Here is a 19672-nt window from a genome sequence, read left to right as displayed (position 1 = left end):
CCATGAATTCATCAACTCAAAAGCTATCGGTTAAGGAGAAAATCGGTTATAGCCTGGGCGACCTCTCCGCAAATTTGGTGTTCCAGACTTTAATGACCTACTTGGCCTATTTTTATACGGACATCTATGGTCTTGAAACCAAGCATGCGTCGGGTATTATATTGACCGTGGGGCTTATTGCCGCCTTCGGCTTCAACCCTATTATCGGGGCTCTGGCCGACCGTACTTCTTCAAGGTGGGGCAAGTTCCGGCCATGGATCTTGTTTACGGCGATTCCATTGGGGGTCGTGGCGTTATTGGCGTTCAGTACACCCGATTTCGATTACAAGGGAAAGGTGATCTATGCCGTAGTGACCTATACCTTGTTACTCTTGTTGTACGCGGCCAATAATTTACCGTATTCCGCATTGAGCGGGGTCATTACGGGGGATATGGGAGACAGGAACAGCTTGTCGGCCTACCGGTTCGTAGCCGTAATGTTCGCCCAGTTTTTTGTACAGGTATTCATGCTGCCGATAATCGAGTCTGCCGGCAATGGCGATAAGGCCGTGGGTATAGAAATAGTAATGACATGGTTGGCCATTATAGGAACCGTTATGCTTATCATCACCTTTCTTACGACCAAAGAGCGTATTGTTCCTACGCCAGACCAGAAATCGACCCTTAAGGAAGATTTGGGCGATTTGTTTCAGAATATCCCCTGGATCATAATGTTGGTGGTCACTACCTTGGTATTTGTTACCTTGGCCATGAAAGGAGGGGCCTATGTTTACTATTTTGAAAACTATGTAGACAAAGGAAGCCTTACTTGTTTTATTCAGCCCCTACTTGATTTCTTGGTATCCATTAATGTGAACTTTTTTGGGGAGAATCCGGTATCGGCCGGTTTTGGACTCTTCAATGCGGGTGGGATTATTTTTATGATACTCGGTATTACCCTGTCAAAAAGGTTTGCCGATAAATACGGGAAAAGAGATGTTTTTATGGTAGCCCTCTTTTTGTCGACCTTGTTCATAATGTTCTTCTATTTCTTTTCGCCCCATTCAGTAGGGCTTATATTTACATCGCAGATCTTTCACGGATTTTTCTATGGGTTGACCATACCCTTGTTGTGGGCAATGATCGCCGATGTGGCCGATTTTTCCGAATGGAAGAACAATCGTAGGGCCACCGCCATAATTTTTTCAGCCATGATGGTCGGTTTAAAGGGAGGATTGAGTATTGGAAGTGCCTTGGTAACCGCAATTCTCGGTGCCTACAATTACGTTTCCAAGGAAGCCGCCGTGGTAGGGGAGGCGATCGTACAACCCGAATCGGCAATTCAAGGTACACGAATGCTCGTTAGTATTTATCCTGCCATTCCCTTTCTATTGGGAATCGGATTGCTCTTTTTCTATGAGATCAACAAAGAGAAGGAGACCCTGATCGAAGAGGAGCTAAAGAAAAGAAGAATCGAATAAAAGCAAAACAAAATAAAGTACATAATATGCCAGAAGAACCTATTGAACATATTGACTTTAATGAATTGAACGAACGTGCGATCTCAAAACCCTTGGTAAAGCACATTTATACGGCTGATCCCTCGGCCCATGTTTTTGATGGGAAAATATACATTTACCCTTCCCACGATGTAGAATCAGGTATTCCCTTCGATGATTTGGGAAGCCATTTTGCCATGGAAGATTACCACGTAATCTCTATGGAGGATATAAATGGTGAGGCCGTAGACCATGGTGTCGCCCTTCATGTGAATGATGTGCCTTGGGCAGAAAAACAAATGTGGGCCCCCGATGCGGCGCACAAAAACGGAAGGTACTATTTGTATTTTCCGGCCCGGGATTATGACGGGCGGTTTAAGATAGGTGTGGCCGTGGGCAATGCTCCCGAAGGCCCCTTTGTACCCCAGCCGGAAGCAATAAAGGGCAGTTACTCCATAGACCCTGCGGTTTTTGAAGACGAAGACGGTAGTTACTACATGTATTTTGGAGGAATTTGGGGCGGACAGTTGCAAAAGTACCGCAACAATACCTATGATAGTTCCCATGAATTGCCCAGACCGAACGAAGCGGCCTTGTTGCCTATCATTGCCAAATTGAGCGATGATATGCTTGAGTTTGCGGAAGAACCTAAAGAAGTACGGATTTTAGATGAAGCCGGAAACCTTCTGTTGGAAGGCGATAACGAAAGACGTTTCTTTGAAGCTTCATGGGTACATAAATATAGGGGCAAGTACTATTTTTCATATTCTACGGGAGACACCCATTACATCTGTTATGCGATGGGAGATAGTCCTTACGGTCCTTTTACCTACGCGGGCAGGATCTTAAACCCCGTGGTAGGGTGGACCTCGCACCACTCCATATGTGAAGTTGATGGGAATTGGTACTTGTTTTACCACGATTCGAGCCTTTCGAAAGGGGTAACACACCTTAGGTCCGTAAAGGTTGCTGAAATTGAATACAACCAAGACGGTACCATTGTTACACTGGATCCGTATAAGTAGAAAAATAGACGGACTAAGAAAAAGAGGGGGCAACTATTTTGCCCCCTCTTTCCGTTTTATTTCCTTCTGATGTATTGTGGTGAATCATTGTTTTTGACCGCAATGATATACTTTTCTTTGGCCACCGTTATCGGGGCCATTTGGGTAACGTCGCCTTTTAGGAATAGGCCACTTTTAGAAGCTGGTAGGGCTTCAAAGCTTCCTTGTCCATTCCCTTTTAGTAATAGGCCGTAACTCCCATCGTTACGAGGGGTCTCTACCTCTGAGGCGTACAGGTTTCCTGCAACGAGTGCATCTAGGTTTCCGTCTTTGTCGTAATCGTCGACCAGTATTTCATTGATATTGGAGGTCTGGGCCAAGACGGGTAGTTCGTGGACGATAAATTTGCCCTCGTGGTTCTCTAAATAGATGCTGGCAAAAGATTTCACTTGGTAGTGCAGGGCCGATTCAAGCGATTTTTCGGTATATACATCTTCTAAGGTCGCCTCGGCAAAACTCTCGTAATTTTGAAATTTTTGCTTGATCGAAGGAATCTGCTGCGAAGAGCATTCCCGCCCTCGTAAGGGGTATTGTTTTCCATCGTTGTAGTAGCTCAACACGATATCTTCCTTATTGTCTTTGTCAAAGTCGTTTACGAAGATGTCAAAGGTCTCTTCCTGGGTGGCCTTGTACTTGTAGTTCTTGCCGTTGTTGCCTACGATATAGTCCATATCGCCATCCTTGTCGAAATCGCCTTGCTGCACGCTCCACCACCAGCCTGTGGTATCCTTGGTCAAGCCGAGCGATTCGGAAACTTCTTTAAAACCTTTATCCGTATTTCTGAACAAACGAATGGGCATCCATTCGCCAACGATCATAATATCATTCCGTCCGTCGTTGTCGTAATCGGTAATTACGGCACTGGTGGCCATACCAAGGTTTTCAAAGGCCTCGGGTTGCATTTGGTCGAACACATCGAAACGTACATTTCCGTTTCGACTGTTGTTCTTTAAGGTATAGCTGCTTGCAGGGCTGGGATAGTGTTTCGGTACCTGTCTGCCCAATACCAGAAGGTCGGCTTGGCCATCGCCGTCAAAATCGGATGGGTATACCCGTGAACCACTAAACTTTAGGTCGGGCAGGGCATTGGGGGCGGCTTTCGTAAAATTCCCTTTGCCGTCGTTGAGGTACAATCTGTCGCGCAGGGCTTCCGAATCTACGGCAAATTCGTATCCGCCACTGACTACATAAAGGTCTTGGTCACCGTCTCCGTCCGCATCAAAAATTAAAGAGCCCGTATCCTCACTTTGCCTATCCTCTTCTAAAAAGGGGGAAGATTGTTCTTTGAACCCTTCAGCGGTCTGCAGGAATATGGCGCCCGTTTGACCCGCGGAACCACCGATAAAATAATCGTCCAAGCCGTCATTGTTCAGGTCGCCCGTAGCAAGGGTGGGACCGAAGGAAGACATTTTGTGGGGAAGCAAAACTTGGTCTGCAAAATCGTCATAGCTGTTTTCAACATGTTTGTAGGGCGGAAATTTTACGCTCTTATCGGTTGTGAAAAGTACAGGTTCCTCTGAAGCGCTGTTCTCGTCCGTACCATTGGCGTCTTCAAGAAGTAGGGTAAGGCTTTGGTTGGCATCGAGTCTGTTTAGATGTTGGACTTTTCCGTTGGGCCAAACCACTTTAAGTGTATCTATTTGGGTCGCATCCCCTAGACCAAAATGGAGTATTGGTGCTACCGAAGACTGAAATCCTCTGGTAAGGGTCAGTTCCTGCATTTGGGTTCTTCCGTTACTGGTAACATAAACACGGGATCCCAGACCGAATTGGTTCGAAGGGTTTCCTTTAAATTTTATTTGGATGTAGTTGTTGGTCTCCGAAGCATTATTCTTGAAAACCGAAGCCTTATCGTCAATATTGTTGGTAACGATCTCTAGGTCGCCATCGTTGTCAAGGTCGGCGTAAACTACCCCGTTAGAAAAACCTTCGAATTCAATACCCCAGTCTTTATTGGCTCTTTTGAACTCAAGTTGCCCCGTATTCTTAAATATAAAATTGTCTATTTTTTCGGATGGGATTTTTTGGCTCAGGGCCAACAAGGTATCCTTGCTCAATGTAATGGTCTTGAGCTGGTTGAAATAATCATTGTTGTTGATTTCCCGTCGTGTTCCGTTGGAAACAAAAAGGTCTTTATCGCCATCATTGTCAAAGTCGGCAAAAAGAGGGCCCCAGCTCCAATCGGTAGAGGAGGTTCCCGTAATTCGGGAAACATTGGAAAAATGTGGGATGCCATCTTCGAATACGCCTGAATTCATTTGCATACAGTTGTGCATGTACTGATAGTGGAATCCGGCATTTACTACGTCCCAAAAGAGTTCGGGGTTCATACTGGCCATATTGGCCTTTTTTCTCCGGTTCGATTTGGCATCCATATCGACCTGAAAAATATCGAGGTTACCGTCGTCGTTAAAATCGGCAATATCGGCACCCATACCATAAAAGGCGGTATGTGATGTAGCTTGCTTTACCACTTCTTTAAACGTTCCGTCTTGATTGTTCAGGTACATAAAGTCGGGGGAGTTGAAATCATTGGAAACGTAGAGGTCGGGCCAAGAGTCATTGTTGATGTCCCCTACGGTAGCGCTCAATGACAACCCGAAGGCCTTTAGGCCCGAGGCCTCGGTAACATCGGTAAAGCCCTTTCCGTTGTTTTGGTACAAATGTCCAGATTCGTAATCATTGACATTTTTCATTTTATAGGAATACACAAAAGTGGGGGAGTCAAACCGGGTAGGGGGGTAGTTGGCCACGAAGAGATCTAGGTCGCCATCTTTGTCGTAATCGAAAAAAGTGGCCTGAACGCTGTTGCCGATGTCATCTATACCGTACTCGGCGGCCTTTTCCGAAAATGTGCCGTCTCCGTTGTTGAGGAAGAGCTCATTGTTCTTTGGGCCGAATTTGCCGCCCACGGAGCAATAAATATCCAAATGGCCATCGCCATTTACATCGGCCATGGTAACACCGGTATACCAGCGGTTATCGCCAGAAACACCTGCCTTTTCGGTGATGTCTTCAAATTGAAGGTTGCCCTTGTTCAGGTAAAGTTTGTTGGAAACTTGATTTCCGGTAAAGTATAAGTCTACCAATCCATCGTTATTGATGTCGCCCGCGGCTATACCACCGCCCATATAGAGGTATGAGTAGGTAAAGTAGTTGAGCGAGTCGTTTTCGGTTAGGTCGTTGCTGAAATTCACTCCCGTAGTTTCGGGACTTAAGGTAGCAAAGAGCTTCCCTTTAAATTGACTTTTCCCTTTAGGGGAACAGGCAATACAGGTAAGGATAATGGTATAGATTAAAAATCGGCTGTATGTCTTGAAGTTCATGTTAGTGAGTTCAAAAAATTAAGTTACATTTTTTTGCGGATAGCGGTTAAAATAAAAAACAGTGTGCTCAGGAAACACACTGTTTTAAAAGAAACTAACTCAAAACTATCAATTAAATCAGTTCTAGTATCCCGGATTTTGGTCGGCCGAGCTAATGTTGATGTTAGCGTCAATTTCAGCTTGCGGTATCGGCAATCTCTCATGTTTGCCTTCTTGAAAACCAGTGCCGGCCAATTCGGTGCTGGCAATGCCCCAACGGATAATATCGTTGAACCTGCACTGCTCACCGGCCAGTTCTACTTTACGCTCGTGTATCAAAGCCTCGAAGACCTCTGCTTGCGATAGGCCCATAGGTAGGGGATCTACCATGGCCCTTTCACGAACCTCGTTGATATAGCCCACGGCTACATCTTGGTCGCCGCCGGGTCTCATACTTTCGCATTCGGCCATCATCAACAGAACATCGGCATATCTTAAGTACTTGAAATTGATACCTGAGGTTTGGTCTTCATTATCATCCTTATAGTAATTGTTATACTTTGCCCAACCGGCATTACCACCTCCGTTACTTGGGAAATGATCAACGGTCAGGGCACTGTCTTTTCCAAACTTGTCACCGTTAACGTAGAACGATTGCTCGAAACGTATGTCGCCGGCCTCATATTCTTCTAAAAGGTCATCGGAAGGAAAGACATTGAACCAATCGTTAAACCCGTATTCTTGGCCTCTAAACGTAGCTTCGTTCGGACCTTCTCCCGATCTGTCGGAGTTCCATTGGGCACCAAACCCAAGATCGTCATCATATTGGATCTCAAAAATCGACTCGACCCCAAATTCGGTTTCTTCCTTGAAATTGTCAAAGTAATCGTCTTCAAGGGCGTAACCGCTAAGGTCGTTGAATTGGGCCATTGCATCTTCGTATTGCTCTAAGAAAAGGTATACTTTACCTAGTAATGCCTGAGCGGCACCTTTGGTGGCCCTACCGTTTTCCGTATTGGCCTTGGTATCAAGTACGGGTATGGCCTCTTTCAGGTCTTTTACGATTTGGGCATAGATCTCCGCTTCGGTGTTCTTGGAAAAACCGACCCCGTCTTCGGGGGGCAAGGTGGTGATCAATGGAGCGTCTCCAAATCGGGTGACGATAAAGAAGTAAAAAAGTCCCCTTAAGAACTTAGCTTCGCCAAGTGCCCTTTGCTTGTCTTCATTGGTCATGACCGATGGTAGAATGGCATTGATGGTCTCTTCGTTCTCTATAACATAATTAGCTTTGTTTATGCCCCTGTAGCAGCTTTCCCAATACGCCCCGATGGCGCCATGTGATGGAGTAAAGGAAAAATCGAGATATTGCCTTTTGTCCGCTTCGAGCTGGGGGTTTCCTCCGTTTTCATGCGCCATATTGTCCATCATAAAGAACATATGACGGCTATAGAGCCCTTGGGTCTGTAAATTGGAGTAAATCGCATTTACTGCAGATTGTACCTGTATGGGGTTTTCAAAGAAGCTATCTGGCAATAACTCGTTAGGGTTGGTCAGCTCCAAGGAATCGTCGTTACAGGAAAGCACCAAGCCTAAAGTGGCGAGAATCGTCAAAAATATTTTATTTTTTTTCATGGTAATTTTTTTTAGAATGATAATTGTACTCCGAGTAAAACTGATTTAGGTTGTGGATAGTTGCCCCTGTCAATTCCCAGTTCATATCTTCGGCTACCTCCATCATTGGTCAACGGGTTTCCGATTTCGGGGTCTAACCCAGAGTAGTCGCTAATGGTTATCAAGTTTTGTCCGCTTACATAAATTCTACATTTGGAAAAATACCTTTCCAATGAAGTGTTCTCCAGGGTGTAGCCTAAAGTAATGTTCTTTAGGCGTGTATAAGAGCCGTCTTCAACAAATCTGTCGGAAATCAAGGTAAAGTTCTCATCGGCACCGCCAGCTTGGGGTACGGAGTTCGAAGTTCCCGGCCCTGTCCATCTATTCAGAACATTTGTTCCTGCGTTGAACAATCTGGGCATCCCCTCTAAATCATAGATGTTGGTGTTGTAGACATCTACACCCGCTACGCCGGAAATGAACATGTTCAAGTCGAGTTGCTTGTAGTTGAAGTCTAAGTTTAATCCATAAGTTAAATCAGGGTATGGGTTGCCGATATTGACACGGTCTTGGTCATCGATTTTTCGGTCTCCGTTTTGGTCTACGAAACGGATATCACCGGCATTGTACGTGACTTCGCCTTTATCGTCGGGAACTTGGTCAAGCACTGCCTCGACTTCGCCCTGTGTCTGGTATATACCATTGGTTTCATAGCCATAGAAGAAGAACAAGGGTTGCCCGACTTCAACACGTGAAATATTTTGCCCTTCAAAAAAGCCTCCGGAAAGCGACTCGTTCTCACCTAGTGATTGTACTTCATTGCTAGATGTACCCAAATTAAGGTTGGCCGACCAGGTAAAGTCCCCTTCAAAATCGTTATATCCTATATTAAGTTCAAATCCACTTGTTTCAACGGAGCCTACGTTTTCGGTTACTACTCCCGAGTGTATGCCCAAAGAACCCGGTAAGGGGCGGTCCATAAGAAGGTCGTTACTGGTATTGTTGTAATACTCTAAGGCACCTGTGATTTTTCCGTCATAAAAACCAAAATCAAGTCCGATGTTTTTCATGATAGTTTCCTCCCATTTTAAATCAGGGTTGGCCAATCCGCCCGGAGTGGTACCCGTGGCAAGTCCCTCTCCCAAAGGATAAAAGAAATTGGATAAAAGTGTGGCGCTATATCTATAGTCCTCAATTCTATCGTTTCCTGTAATACCCCAACTTCCTCTAAGTTTTAAGGTGTTGATCGAGGAGTTCTCCAAGAAACTTTCGTTGGCAATGTTCCAACCTAGGGCTACCGATGGAAAAGTACCCCAGCGATTGTTCTCCCCGAAACGCGAAGAAGCATCTCTTCTAATAGAGGCGGCCAGAATGTACTTTTGATCATAATTGTAGTTCAAACGGGCCAAGTAACCTATACGGTTGTATTCGTATGATTTTGATTCTAAGAACGATTGTTCGTTGGAAACTTGGTCAAGCTCGTTGGTAATCGGGTTTTGGCTATTGGAATTCAATAGCTCGTCCGATTGCTCTTGCTTTTCGGCAAGAATTAAAAATTCTAAGTTATGAAGGTCGTTATAAGTCTTTGAGTAATTTAGGCTGTTGGTTAAGATAATCGATTTTCTTAAGCCTGAATTCCTGGTTATAGCGGCAAAATCCGAGCTGTGGGTATTGCCTCCTTCACTGTCGTCGTTATAGGAAGGCCTAAAGATATTGGTGCTTGAATTTCTATATTCCAAACCAACTTGGCTCTTAAAACTAAGCCCTTCAACTATCTCGTATTCACCGAAGAGACTTCCGATAATACCCGAAGATTTGTTTACGTGTTCGCCTAGGGTCTGTACGCGAATCGGGTTTTCGGCATCTTGTCCGTCCGAACCATTGCTAGGGCCCTGAAAACCTTGTAAGTTATTTGGGTTGTAAATAGGGAGGTAAGGAGCTATTTTGATTGCATGTTCCAATAGTGAGCGATCTCCCAAATTCCGTTCCGGGTTTTGCTTGTTGAACGAAACCGCCAAGGTTTCGCCGAACTTGAATTTCCCTAAGGTAAAATTGCTATTGGCACGGAAAGAGAATCTTTCGAAGCCCGTTTCTATAACGGCCCCTTCTTGGTCTAAATAGCCAGCGGAGAACCTGAAATCACTGTTTTCCGAACCGCCGGAAATACCGAGGTCGACTTTTTGCATTACGCCTGTTCTGAATAGCGCATCCTGAAAATCGGTATTGTTACCGGATTGGGATAGGGCCGAAGTAGGGGTAAAGCCAAAGGCATCTTGTGCAAATTGTAAATATTCTTGTGTATTTAAAAGGTCGTACCGTTGATTGGAGTATTGTATACCTGTGTACGAATCGAGGTTGATGACTGTTTTTCCTGTCCTTCTTCCTTTTTTAGTGGTTACCATAACTACACCGTTAGAACCTAAGGACCCATAAATGGCGGTGGTGGAAGCATCTTTCAAGACATTGATCGATTCTATGTCGTTTGGGTTTAAATCACCGAGACCTCCGGCTATGACCCCATCAATAACGTAAAGGGGGTCGTTGTTGTTCATGGTGCCTAACCCCCTAATTCGAACGACGGGCGCTGTACCTGGGGAACCGGAATTCAATACGGTAACCCCGGCAGCCCTACCTTGTAGCGCTTGATCGGCCGTAGCCACGGGAAGGGAGGAAATCTCTTCCGAACCTACCGTGGTTATAGCGCCGGTTACCTCTGCCCGAGATTGTGTGCCGTACCCTACGACCACAACTTCTTCAAGGGCCTGTGCATCTTCCTCGAGGGTTACGTTAATATTGGTTTGGTTGCCTACCGCAACGACTTTGGCGGTCATACCGACATAGGAAAACTCCAGTTTATCGGTGGCGCCTACATTCGATAGGGAATAATTTCCATCAAAATCGGTGGTAGTACCGTTTGTTGTGCCCGAAACAACAATGGTGGCCCCGGGAAGAGGGGTTCCGCTTTCATCGGAAACTACACCGCTGACCGTAGATGTTTGTGAATAGGCAAATTGCCCGATCATTGCAAACATTGCAATGATCGCATGTTTAAGTTTAATCATAATCATTGAGTTTAGTTAGTTAATTTTCAGGTGATTGGCCATGTCACGTCCTCACCCGAGGCAAATGTATATGAAGGGCTTTTCTTGCAGTAAAAGATTTGATGCATATACTAATAGTTATGTTGCATATGGGGTGTTAAATTAGGTAGTTAGTAATATTTGTGGGGTGTGGTAATGAATTCAATGAAAAGTGAATAAGAAAATTGAAAATCTGATAATTGGTTTAAAATGGGGCATAGGCTTGTAATCAAGCTTTCCAATACAAAACGAACTGTGGGTCAATCCAAATGAAACCATAGTGTAATGCATTGAAGGAGGAGGAGTAGGGGGTATCGTATTTGGTGATAGGGATGGCTGTTGAGATCGTAGTGTGGGGGCGTGAATCAGGTGGGAAGGGGTATAAAAAAAGCCCGTTTCTACGGGCTTTTCATTTTCAATAAGTATATATAGGATTATGATGCCACTTCGGCTTCTACTTTGTCCTCCTTTTTGCTTTTCATCCAAAAATAGAGAATGGTAAAGAGCACAATGAGAATACCGGGAAATATCGTCATGGTCAATAGGGTAGCTTGGCCGGAAACCAATTCCAGTTCGTCACCGGTAAAGCCTTGAGCTGCTGCTTTGGCCTTATCGGCATCGATCCATCCACCGATGATAGGTTGAAATATAGAACTGGAGAACATACCTACGGCACCGAGAATCGAAAGTCCCAAGGCACCACTTTTTGGTATTTTGTCGGCTACGAAACCGATCATGTTCGGCCAGAAATAGGCAACGCCTAAGGCAAAAAAGATGGCGGCAACATAGGCCATTGCCCCTGTTTGCGTACTGAATAAGTAGATGCCGAGGGTAGCTAAGACCGCAGAACCTAAAAGTACCCCGGTCTGGTTGAATTGTTTTACCATATCACCTCCAAAGAAACGGGCAACGGCCATAAGACCCGCCGTCAATGCCAATATGATCATTGGGTTGGCCCCACTTTTAGAGAGGATCAATCCTACCCATTGGTTAGGCCCGAATTCTGAAATAGCGGTTAAGGCCATACAGGCGACCATAAAGAGGAACAAGGGAGAAAGCATAGCCTTGAAGTTTCCACCGAGAGTGGCCGCTTCTTCGACTTTGGCTTTGGGCCATGATTGTCCGAAGAACAAATAGGCATAGACAAGTGTGGGTACAAGGATCAACCAGATTTGGGTTTGCCAGCCAAAATGCATATCGGTCATAAAACTTGAAATAAGGCTACCAATGGCAATACCCCCTGGAAACCACATATGAAAACGGTTCATCATGGTGCTCATCCTGTTTCCTTGATAGGCATCGGCTATCATGGGGTTACAGGCAGCTTCGGTACATCCGTTGCCCAAACCTATTAATAGGGTAGAGATCAATAGGCCAATATAGCTTCCTGAATAAATCGTCAATATAATACCTAGTGCATGGGCGAAGAATGCGAACTGCATAATGGCTTTTCCTCCTACCTTGTGATAAATAAGCCCTCCGATAACCATAGACAGGGGAAATCCTAAAAACCACATCGAATTGATAAAACCTAGTTGCTCACCACTAAGGCTTAGTTCTTCCCCTAATTGGGGGAGAATACCCGCCCTGATACTAAAAGAGAATGCGGTGGTGATCAGAGCAAAGCAGCTACCGTAAAAAAGTCTATTGGCGTTTGAGGCCATTCCGTTCGTTGTTGTTTCCATATGATATTGGTTTGTTGTTTTTTATATGATCAGATTGGTAAAAGTAATTTTAATCAAACATTTTTTTACGAAAATCGAAACGAAAGATAAATTAAAAATATGTAATTGATAAAAAAAAAGCGATTTTAACAAGTCTCCCTCATCTCCATATAAAGGGATGTTTTGGGTTTTAAAGTTCTTTAGGGGCTTAATTTTTGTGTTAAATATACACTTATTATTAAAACCTTTGCTATCTTCAAAGTTCCAAATGTCAAGGCTTTAAGTTCAAATACGTCCCGAACCCTTAGTTTAAGTATACTTGACGTAGTATGGGCCATGTATAAAAAAGGGCTTCGTATTACGTTTAAAAAACTAACAATATTTTAATTTTTTGATGGTTTGGCTTTATTTTATTTGGCGATTATGTAAATGATGGGGCATTTGTTTGCCATATTATTTTTATATTCACCAAGCATTGCATTTGTGTTTCGCATTGTAGTTAATTCAGAAATATTCAGGAAATGAAAACAGACAAGACCAAAACCAGTATGACCAAAAAATCAAGAAGAGATTTCGTAAAGAACACCGCCCTTTTTACCGGAGGGGCCATGTTGTTGCCCAACCTGCAGATGAGCGGTATGGCAAATGTATTAGGGGATAAAAAATTAAAACTGGCACTGGTCGGTTGTGGTGGCAGGGGTACTGGCGCCGCGGTACAGGCTTTGACCGCCGATGACAATATAGAGCTTGTGGCTATGGCCGATGCCTTTGAAGACCGCTTAAAAGGCAGTTTGGCGAATATTTCCAAGGCCATGGGCGAGACCAAAAAAATCAATGTAAAGGAAAAGAACCAATTCGTTGGTTTCGATGCGGCCACCAAGGCGATCGATTTGGCCGATGTAGTCATTTTGGCGACGCCACCGGGTTTTCGTCCTCAGCACTTTGAATATGCCGTAAACAATGGGAAGCACGTGTTTATGGAAAAGCCTGTAGCTACCGATGTACCCGGCGTACGTAAGGTATTGGCTGCGGCAAAAAAGGCAAAAGAAAACAAATTGAATGTAGTGGTTGGTCTTCAAAGACACTATCAAGACAGTTATTTGGCGGCTTTAGAACATCTTAATAAAGATGCTATCGGTAAAATTGTTTCAGGACAAGTTTACTGGAACAGTGGTGGTGTTTGGGTTCGTGAGCGACAGCCTGGGCAAACTGAACTTGAATATCAAATGCGCAATTGGTACTACTTTAATTGGTTATGTGGAGACCATATTTTAGAGCAGCACATCCATAATATTGACGTAGCCAACTGGTTTATCGGTGAATACCCCATTTCAGCACAGGGTATGGGCGGTAGACAGGTACGTAAAGGAAAAGACCATGGTGAAATTTTCGACCACCATTTTGTAGAGTATACCTACCCTAGTGGAGCGGTCATCGCAAGTCAGTGCCGCCACCAGCCCGAGACTATGAGCAAGGTTTCCGAATTCTTTCAGGGAACCAAGGGTACGGTCTATACCAAAGGGGATACGGCCATCTTAAAAGACTATAGCGGTGGTTCTATATTCGAACATAGGGGAAAAGACGACCCGAATCCATACCAAGTAGAGCATATCAAACTTTTTGAATCGATTAGAAACGGAGGGGTCATAGCCGATGCCGAAAATGGGGCAAAGAGTACTATGAGCGCCATAATGGGGAGAATGGCCACTTACTCTGGAAAAGTCATTAAATGGGATGAAGCCATGCAGTCCAATATCGATTTGGCCCCAGATGAACTAAGTTGGGATTCCCCAGCACCGGTGCAACCCAATGCCGATGGTACGTATAACATACCAAAGCCGGGTGAAACTGTAGTGATATAAATTTACAGATAACACAAAATAAGGATGTCCCTGTTAATAATAGGGACATTTTTTTGCTTCCGTTTTAAAAAAAACAGCTGGGCCTTATTATGATGCTATACCAAAAAAATAGGTTTAACTTTGTTATCCATTTTTGAAATTGAATTATGTACAATATGATTAAGAGTTATATTCCCCTTGCCATTTTTTGTTTGTTAATAGGATGTAAGGAAGAAAAGAAGAACAAGGAGGAAGCAACAGTGCCTACCGAAACAGTGGAGGCGCCCAAGGCAGTGGAGGTCGATACTACGGTAGTCAAGGAAATGCCGGAAGATGTTAGCGCTCCCGAAGGAATGGTGTGGATACCCGGAGCCGTGTTCTCTCAAGGTGCAGTACCGCAAGATAAGGCGGCTATGGATCACGAAAAACCTGCCCATAAAGTAGCGGTAGACGGTTTCTTTATGGATATTACCGAGGTGACCAACGATGAATTTCAAAAATTCGTGGATGAAACAGGCTATAAAACGGTGGCAGAGCGTGAGATCGATTGGGAAGAGATGAAAAAACAGCTTCCTGAAGGTACGCCCAAACCCCATGATAGTATTATGCAGCCTGGTTCCCTGACCTTTAAACAGGCAAAAAGTTCCGTGCCCAATCTTTACGATTTTTCACAATGGTGGAGTTGGACGATAGGGGCAAATTGGAAAAACCCCAATGGCCCAGGCAGTTCCATTAAGGGCAAAGGAAACTATCCTGTAGTACATATTGCATATGAAGATGCCCTGGCCTATTGTGAGTGGGCCAATAGACGTTTGCCTACCGAGGCCGAATGGGAGCGCGCTGCTCGTGGCAACCATTTGAACACTATTTATTTCTGGGGCGATGAGGACGCTAAATTATCGGATAAGGCGAATACTTGGGAAGGGGAATTTCCCGTAACCAATGTCGAGACCGATGGTTTCGGCCTTCGGGCACCCGTTAAGTCGTATCCCGCAAATGATTTTGGGCTATATGATATGGCTGGAAATGTTTGGGAATGGACCAACGATTGGTACAATACCAATTACTACAAAGAACTGAGTACGACCTTCCCTGTGGCCAAAAACCCATTGGGAGCGGATCAGGCCTATAACGAAAGAGATCCCTATGCCAGGGAAAAAGTAATGAAAGGCGGTTCTTTTCTGTGCAATGCCAGTTATTGCGCGAGTTATAGGGTTTCGTCTAGAATGGCTACGAGCCTAGATTCTTCCTTGGAACATTTGGGCTTTAGAACCGTTGCTACCCCTGATATGATCCGCAATTCAAAAAAATAATTTTTTATGCAATTTTTAGAACACTTTACGCCCGAATTGGTGGTGTCATCGCCGGGTAGGATAAACCTTATTGGCGAACATACCGATTATAACATGGGCTATGTTTTGCCAACGGCAATAGAAAAGAACATTACCTTCAGTTTTAAAAAGAACGGCTCCGATAACGAATGTCGTGTTTATAGCAAGACTTACGATACCGGTTTTGAAATAGATTTGAACGCCATTGCCGTTAGCAAGATAGAGTGGGAGAACTATATTCTGGGGGTGCTCAACGAAATTTCAAAGAGAACCGATAAGGTGAGGGGTTTCGATTGTGTGGTAGAGAGTAATTTGCCTACAGGTTCCGGACTCAGTTCTTCCGCTGCTTTAGAATGTGGTCTGGCTTTTGGTCTGAACGAGATCTTTGATCTTGGACTTTCAAAAATTGAAATGGTTCAGCTCTCGCAAACGGCGGAGCATACTTATGTGGGAACACAATGTGGTATAATGGACCAATTTGCCTCTGTAATGAGCGAGGCCGGCAACGTAATTTTATTAGATTGTCGTTCCTTGGACTATAAGCATATTCCAATAGACCTGAATCCGTATAAAATCATACTCCTTAATACCAAGGTCTCGCACAATTTGGCTTCGAGCGAGTATAATACGCGTAAAAAAGAATGCGAAGAAGGGGTAAGTGTTATTCAAAAGAAATATCCCGAGGTGAAATCCTTGAGAGACGTGAATGAAGAAATGTTGCTTTCGAGCAAAGAGGGAATGAGCGAAACCGTATACAAACGTTGTTCTTTTATTGTTAAGGAAAACGACAGGGTTTTGGCCATGGTCGATGCATTGAAGAAAAACAACCTCGATGAAGTCGGTCAAATTCTCTATCGTGCCCATGAAGGCATTAGCAAAGCATATGAAGTAAGCTGCCCCGAATCTGACTTTTTGGTCGATTTTTCAAAAGACAATCCTAAAGTTTTGGGAGCAAGGCAGACCGGTGGAGGTTTCGGTGGATGTACATTGAATATCGTTCACGGGGATGCTGTCGACGATTTTGTCACCCAAGCCGCCAAGGACTATAAAGAGAAATTCGATATTGACTTGGAAGCTTTTGAAGTACAGCCAAGTGGGGGTACCCATATTATCAACTAATAAAAAGGTCGATTTATTAAAATCGACCTTTTTATTTTTAGTGCGGAAGAGACGGTTATTGTACCGTACTGTTCATAAGGGCCTCTTCCAAGGCCAATTTTTTGTGTCTGCTCAACGGAATGGAGTGTCCGCATACTTCAACTTGTGAACCGTTGAACTTCTCAACCTTGTTTAGGTTAATGATATACGACTTGTGTACCCTAAGGAATTGGTCTTCGGGCAATTTGTCGATAAAGGCCTTCATGGTCGATAAGATCAAAATGTTCTCGTCATCGGTAACTACTTTAATGTAATCGCCCAATCCTTCTACCCATTTAATATCGCTTAAGAGTAGTTTTACCTTTTTTAGTTTACTGTTCACAAAAATAAAATCTTCTTCCTTTTCCATAGGAACAACCTTGTTCTGTATAGCCTTCTTTATGGCAATATTAAAACGGCCTTGGGAAATAGGTTTAAGAAGATAATCGGTAACATCGTAATCAAAAGCTTGCATGGCATATTCGGCCTTGCCCGTAATAAGAATAATCTGGGGCCTGTTTTCAAGCGATTCTATGAATTGAAAACCATTTACAAGCGGCATTTCTATATCGAGAAAAACAAGGTCGACCTCGTTTTTTTCCATATGCTTCTGAGCCTCTATTGCATTTTTATAATCGGCCAAAAAACGCAGGTTAATGTGGTTTTTGATAAGTTGGGCAACTGCGGTACGCTGAGTCTTCGAATCGTCGATAACTACACACGTTAATTTTACGGAGTTCATAATCAGAGGATTATTTAAAAAGTATAACTTCTTAAAGAGGTTAAATATTCATTAAACTAATCACCTTTTTTTACAGTTGTGGGGCCATATAAAAATATAGGTAAGCTTTTGCAAATATAGAGTTTAATATTTTATTGACGAATCTATAGCAAATCATTACGTATTTTGGGAATAAATTTATCTATATGTAGGGTAAAACTGATAGAAGTCATGTTTTAGATATTTAGAATGCCATAATTTTATTCCTATAAACAAGAAACTATGCTCAAAGTTCTATTACCGACAGATTTTTCCGAAAACTCAAAAAATGCAATTCGTTATGCCTTGCATTTCTATAAAGATGTTGCCTGCACTTTTTATTTGTTGCATACCTACACTCCGGCAGCTCAGCGGATCGATTATATTCTCGGCTCACCGGGTCAAATTGGCTTGGGCGATACTTGGAAGGTAGAGGCCGAAAGTGAAATAAACGAGCTAAGTGAAGAATTGGAAAGTGACGATACCAATCTTAGTCACCAGTTTGTGACCCATGTGGCATTTGAATCCTTGGGAGCGGAAGTGCAAAAAATGGTCCTAAATGAGCAGATAGATATAATTGTGATGGGGACCCAGGGCGCGACAGGGGCAAAAGCGACATTTTTAGGTACAAAAACGGTTGACGTATTAAAAGAGGCCACTTGTCCAATGCTGATCGTTCCGAACGGATATACCTATCAATTGGTTAAAAATGTTGCTTTTGTAACCAATTACAAGAGAAACTTCTCTGCCGATATTCTAAACCCCATAAAGCAGGTACTTTCTCGCTTTGGTGCATCCATGCATATCATGCACATATTCGAAGAAGAACGCTTGAACCGTATTCAAGAATCGAATAGGAACACTTTGGAGACCTATTTGGAAGAATTCAAGCCCTCTTTTCATTGGATGCCCAATTTTGGAAACAAAACAAAAGGTATTCAGGTATTTTTAAAGGAATTGGACATCGATTTGTTGACGATGTTCAAATACAATCACGACTTTATAGAGAAACTAACCCATGAACCTGTAATCAAAAAAGTTAGTTTTTGCGTAGACATTCCTTTTATGGTCGTTCCGGTAGAGGAATAGTCCATTGTATCTTTCCGTAAAGATTTGTCGATTATGGCCTAGGCTACCTAGGACCGTTCCTCTGAAAGTATGGATTTTATCCGGAAGATTGAGGACGTTATGCGTTAGAAATTTGGTTTTTGAACAATTTTTATGTGAAAAACCAAACAGTAAAAATAGTGTCCAGAACCTTTGGGGCACGACTATAGTTGACTATATCGCGGTTTGTAAGTACTGTAATCTAAACCGACCAATACACAAAACTTTTGATAACTTTTACAACAGGCTTTTTGCAAAAAAGTTACATTTGTTCATTAACTATCTAAAATGAGTATTTGATTATGTCTGAGAAAATAGAAAGGCTGAAAACGTTGATTATAGGATCGGGACCTGCGGGTTATACCGCGGCTATTTATGCAGCCCGTGCAGATTTGAAACCAGTGGTATATACAGGGATGGAGCCCGGAGGGCAATTGACCACTACCACGGAGGTCGATAATTTTCCAGGGTATCCAGAAGGTATAGACGGCCCAAGTATGATGGTCCAATTACAGCAACAGGCCGAACGTTTCGGAACCGAGGTTCGTATAGGTATGGTCACGGCGGTTGAGTTGAGCGATACCGTTGGAGGAATACACAAGGTGACCATCGATGATAGTAAGACTATAGAAGCGGAGACCATTATTATTTCTACCGGGGCCTCTGCCAAATATTTGAACATACCGAGTGAGCAGCGTCTAAGGGGTGGGGGAGTTTCTGCCTGTGCCGTTTGTGACGGGTTCTTCTATAAGGGTCAAGATGTAGCCATCGTTGGTGCCGGTGATACCGCTGCCGAAGAAGCTTCGTATCTGGCCAATATATGTAATAAAGTGACCATGTTGATCCGAAAAGACCATATGCGGGCCTCTAAGGCTATGCAACATCGTGTCCAAAGCATTAAAAATATCGAGATCAGGTATAATACCGAAGTCGATGAAGTGTTAGGTGACCAAGTGGTCGAAGGGTTGCGTATGGTGAATAATCAGACAGGGGAAAAAGAGGATATTGCCATTACGGGACTCTTTATTGCCATCGGACATAAACCCAATACCGATATATTCAAGGGGCAATTGGATATGGATGAAACCGGTTATATTATAACCAAAGGAAAGTCTACCAAAACCAATAAACCAGGTGTTTTTGCTAGTGGTGATGCACAAGATAAGGAATATCGTCAAGCGGTTACCGCTGCAGGTACGGGCTGTATGGCCGCACTAGATGCGGAGCGTTATCTGGCAACGGTTGAAACCCCACAGGAAACGGTGTAGAATACCTTATATAATACAAGAAAAAA

12 protein-coding genes are annotated in these 19672 nt (G+C 43.6%); 7 read left to right on the top strand and 5 right to left on the bottom strand.

Annotated elements, in window-relative coordinates; genetic code table 11:
- Positions 1 to 2: 2 nt before the first annotated feature.
- Positions 3 to 1460, top strand: a complete 1458-nt coding sequence (locus ZOBGAL_RS00795; protein WP_013991549.1) for an MFS transporter — start codon at positions 3 to 5, stop codon at positions 1458 to 1460.
- 26 nt (positions 1461 to 1486) lie between these two features.
- Positions 1487 to 2503, top strand: coding sequence for a glycoside hydrolase family 43 protein (locus ZOBGAL_RS00790; protein ID WP_013991548.1), 1017 nt, complete (start codon positions 1487 to 1489; stop codon positions 2501 to 2503).
- Between the two features lie 56 nt (positions 2504 to 2559).
- On the opposite strand, the gene ZOBGAL_RS00785 is transcribed toward ZOBGAL_RS00790, so the two are convergent.
- From ZOBGAL_RS00785 to ZOBGAL_RS00770, 4 genes are all read right to left on the bottom strand, one after another.
- Positions 2560 to 5868 carry a VCBS repeat-containing protein gene (locus ZOBGAL_RS00785; RefSeq protein WP_013991546.1) on the bottom strand — a complete coding sequence of 1103 codons (3309 nt, stop codon included), beginning with the start codon at positions 5866 to 5868 and terminating at the stop codon, positions 2560 to 2562.
- Between the two features lie 123 nt (positions 5869 to 5991).
- Positions 5992 to 7479, bottom strand: coding sequence for a RagB/SusD family nutrient uptake outer membrane protein (locus ZOBGAL_RS00780; RefSeq protein ID WP_013991545.1), 1488 nt, complete (start codon positions 7477 to 7479; stop codon positions 5992 to 5994).
- A gap of 11 nt (positions 7480 to 7490) precedes the next feature.
- The gene (locus ZOBGAL_RS00775; protein WP_231854784.1) at positions 7491 to 10520 is read right to left on the bottom strand and encodes a SusC/RagA family TonB-linked outer membrane protein; all 3030 of its coding nucleotides are present in this window, start codon (positions 10518 to 10520) and stop codon (positions 7491 to 7493) included.
- Between the two features lie 452 nt (positions 10521 to 10972).
- The gene (locus tag ZOBGAL_RS00770) at positions 10973 to 12223 is read right to left on the bottom strand and encodes an MFS transporter (RefSeq protein ID WP_013991543.1); all 1251 of its coding nucleotides are present in this window, start codon (positions 12221 to 12223) and stop codon (positions 10973 to 10975) included.
- 500 nt (positions 12224 to 12723) lie between these two features.
- Here ZOBGAL_RS00770 and ZOBGAL_RS00765 point away from each other — a divergent pair, with 500 nt between their 5' ends.
- The 3 genes from ZOBGAL_RS00765 (at position 12724) to galK (ending at position 16493) form a co-directional block, all read left to right on the top strand.
- The gene (locus ZOBGAL_RS00765; RefSeq protein ID WP_013991542.1) at positions 12724 to 14064 is read left to right on the top strand and encodes a Gfo/Idh/MocA family protein; all 1341 of its coding nucleotides are present in this window, start codon (positions 12724 to 12726) and stop codon (positions 14062 to 14064) included.
- A 155-nt stretch (positions 14065 to 14219) separates the two neighbouring features.
- A complete protein-coding gene (locus tag ZOBGAL_RS00760) occupies positions 14220 to 15356 on the top strand; it encodes a formylglycine-generating enzyme family protein (protein ID WP_046287671.1) in 1137 nt (378 codons plus the stop codon).
- 6 nt (positions 15357 to 15362) lie between these two features.
- Positions 15363 to 16493, top strand: coding sequence for a galactokinase (galK, locus tag ZOBGAL_RS00755; protein WP_013991540.1), 1131 nt, complete (start codon positions 15363 to 15365; stop codon positions 16491 to 16493).
- Between the two features lie 55 nt (positions 16494 to 16548).
- Here the strand turns inward: galK and ZOBGAL_RS00750 are convergent, their stop codons facing one another.
- The gene (locus ZOBGAL_RS00750) at positions 16549 to 17253 is read right to left on the bottom strand and encodes a LytR/AlgR family response regulator transcription factor (RefSeq protein ID WP_013991539.1); all 705 of its coding nucleotides are present in this window, start codon (positions 17251 to 17253) and stop codon (positions 16549 to 16551) included.
- A 261-nt stretch (positions 17254 to 17514) separates the two neighbouring features.
- On the opposite strand from ZOBGAL_RS00750, the gene ZOBGAL_RS00745 reads away from it, so the two are divergent.
- Positions 17515 to 18360 (top strand): universal stress protein, encoded by an 846-nt coding sequence (locus ZOBGAL_RS00745; RefSeq protein WP_013991538.1) that lies wholly within the window; start codon positions 17515 to 17517, stop codon positions 18358 to 18360.
- A 320-nt stretch (positions 18361 to 18680) separates the two neighbouring features.
- Complete coding sequence (gene trxB, locus ZOBGAL_RS00740) at positions 18681 to 19646, top strand: thioredoxin-disulfide reductase (RefSeq protein WP_013991537.1); 966 nt, start codon at positions 18681 to 18683, stop codon at positions 19644 to 19646.
- The last annotated feature ends 26 nt before the right edge of the window (positions 19647 to 19672 follow it).

Origin of the sequence: Zobellia galactanivorans, assembly GCF_000973105.1 — a bacterium.
Classification (GTDB): domain Bacteria; phylum Bacteroidota; class Bacteroidia; order Flavobacteriales; family Flavobacteriaceae; genus Zobellia; species Zobellia galactanivorans.
The sequence above is the reverse complement of the archived record's forward strand: the minus strand, read 5'-3'. Positions and strand labels throughout refer to the sequence as shown.

Bases quoted from the DNA above. Each gene is read 5' to 3' on its own strand.
- ZOBGAL_RS00795 (WP_013991549.1), top strand. From the start codon at position 3: ATGAATTCATCAACTCAAAAGCTATCGGTTAAGGAGAAAATCGGTTAT.
- ZOBGAL_RS00780 (WP_013991545.1), bottom strand. From the start codon at position 7,479: ATGAAAAAAAATAAAATATTTTTGACGATTCTCGCCACTTTAGGCTTG.
- trxB (WP_013991537.1), top strand. From the start codon at position 18,681: ATGTCTGAGAAAATAGAAAGGCTGAAAACGTTGATTATAGGATCGGGA.
- ZOBGAL_RS00790 (WP_013991548.1), top strand. From the start codon at position 1,487: ATGCCAGAAGAACCTATTGAACATATTGACTTTAATGAATTGAACGAA.
- ZOBGAL_RS00785 (WP_013991546.1), bottom strand. From the start codon at position 5,868: ATGAACTTCAAGACATACAGCCGATTTTTAATCTATACCATTATCCTT.
- ZOBGAL_RS00765 (WP_013991542.1), top strand. From the start codon at position 12,724: ATGAAAACAGACAAGACCAAAACCAGTATGACCAAAAAATCAAGAAGA.
- ZOBGAL_RS00750 (WP_013991539.1), bottom strand. From the start codon at position 17,253: ATGAACTCCGTAAAATTAACGTGTGTAGTTATCGACGATTCGAAGACT.
- ZOBGAL_RS00775 (WP_231854784.1), bottom strand. From the start codon at position 10,520: ATGATTAAACTTAAACATGCGATCATTGCAATGTTTGCAATGATCGGG.
- ZOBGAL_RS00745 (WP_013991538.1), top strand. From the start codon at position 17,515: ATGCTCAAAGTTCTATTACCGACAGATTTTTCCGAAAACTCAAAAAAT.
- ZOBGAL_RS00760 (WP_046287671.1), top strand. From the start codon at position 14,220: ATGATTAAGAGTTATATTCCCCTTGCCATTTTTTGTTTGTTAATAGGA.
- galK (WP_013991540.1), top strand. From the start codon at position 15,363: ATGCAATTTTTAGAACACTTTACGCCCGAATTGGTGGTGTCATCGCCG.
- ZOBGAL_RS00770 (WP_013991543.1), bottom strand. From the start codon at position 12,223: ATGGAAACAACAACGAACGGAATGGCCTCAAACGCCAATAGACTTTTT.